This is a genomic window from Hydrogenophaga sp., assembly GCF_030656115.1.
GTDB lineage: Bacteria > Pseudomonadota > Gammaproteobacteria > Burkholderiales > Burkholderiaceae_C > Hydrogenophaga.
In genome coordinates this window covers 1-1,808 of the sequence record NZ_JAUSOO010000171.1, presented here as the reverse complement: position 1 = coordinate 1,808, position 1,808 = coordinate 1, and the positions used below count along the sequence as shown (strand labels likewise).

Genomic DNA, 1,808 nt, shown 5'->3' with positions numbered 1-1,808 from the left:
CGCCTTCGCCGGTGTTGCTCTTGCCGCCAATGCGGTTCATGGCCACGGCCAGCGTGGCGTGCGCCTCGGTGGAAATGGAGCCGAGCGACATGGCGCCGGTGGCGAAGCGCTTGACAATTTCTTTCGCCGGCTCGACCTCGTCGATGGAAATCGCCTTGGAAGGGTCGATCTTGAACTCGAACAGACCACGCAGCGTCATGTGGCGCTTGCTCTGGTCGTTGATGATCTGAGCGTATTCCTTGTACGTGGTCCAGTTGTTGGCACGCGTGCTGTGCTGCAGCTTGGCAATGGCGTCGGGCGTCCACATGTGCTCCTCGCCTCTGGCGCGCCAGGCGTATTCACCGCCGGCGTCCAGCATGGTTTCCAGCACCGGGTCGTCGCCAAAGGCGGCCTTGTGCATGCGGATGGCTTCTTCGGCAATTTCAAACACGCCAATGCCACCCACGCGGCTGGCGGTGCCGGTGAAGTACTTGTTCACCGTGTCGCTGTTGAGGCCAATGGCTTCAAACAGCTGGGCGCCACAGTAGCTCATGTAGGTGCTCACGCCCATTTTGGACATGATCTTGGACAGGCCCTTGCCGATCGCCTTGACGTAGTTGTAGATCGCCTTCTCGGCACTCAGGTCACCGGGCAGGTCTTTGTGCATGACCGCCAGCGCCTCCATGGCCAGGTAGGGGTGTACGGCTTCGGCACCGTAGCCGGCCAGCACCGCAAAGTGGTGCACTTCGCGGGCGGTTCCGGTTTCCACCACCAGGCCGGCGTTGGTGCGCAGACCTTCCAGCACCAGGTGCTGGTGGATGGCCGACAAGGCCAGCAGCGCCGGAATGGCAATTTGCGTGGCGCTGACCGCACGGTCGCTGATGATCAGGATGTTTTTGCCACCCTTGATCGCGTCCACGGCGGATGCACAGAGCGAAGCCAGCTTGGCCTCCACACCTTCGCGCCCCCAGGCGGCGGGGTAGGTGATGTCCAGCGTGGCGCTGCGGAACTTGCCCTGCGTCACGGCTTCGATGTTGCGCAGCTTGGCCATGTCGGCGAAGTCGAGCACGGGCTGGCTCACTTCCAGGCGCATCGGCGGGTTCACCTGGTTGATGTCGAGCAGGTTGGGCTTGGGGCCGATGAACGACACCAGCGACATCACGATCGCTTCGCGGATCGGGTCGATCGGTGGGTTCGTCACCTGGGCAAACAACTGCTTGAAGTAGTTGTAGAGCGGCTTGTTTTTGTCGGACAGGACGGCCAGCGGGCTGTCGTTGCCCATGGAGCCCAAGGCCTCTTCGCCAGCAGCGGCCATGGGCGCCAACAGGAATTTGATGTCTTCTTGCGTGGTGCCAAAGGCTTGCTGCCGGTCCAGCAGCGCCACATCGCAAGGCAGCGGCTCAGCGGTGGCCGGGCCTTCCACGTCGTCCAGGCGGATGCGCAGGTTGTCGATCCACTGCTTGTAGGGTTTGCTGTTGACGAGGTTGGCCTTGAGCTCCTCGTCGTCGATCATGCGGCCCTGCTCCAGGTCGATCAGGAACATCTTGCCGGGCTGCAGCCGCCATTTGCGCACGATCTTGTTTTCCGGCACGGGCAGCACGCCCGACTCGGATCCCATGATCACAAAATCATCGTCGGTGATGCAGTAGCGCGAAGGTCGCAGGCCGTTGCGGTCCAGCGTGGCGCCAATCTGGCGGCCGTCGGTGAACACAATGGACGCCGGACCATCCCACGGCTCCATCATGGCGGCGTGGTATTCGTAGAAAGCCTTGCGGCGCTCGTCCATGGTGGTGTGCTGTTCCCACGGCTCGGGAATCATCATCATCACC

The 1,808-nt window shown here is 62.4% G+C and carries 1 protein-coding gene; it reads right to left on the bottom strand.

All coding sequences use genetic code 11. The features are described from left to right. Positions 1-1,808 (bottom strand): glutamate synthase central domain-containing protein (locus Q7J58_RS21685; RefSeq protein ID WP_304832032.1); only part of this gene is annotated, 1,808 nt, incomplete at both ends.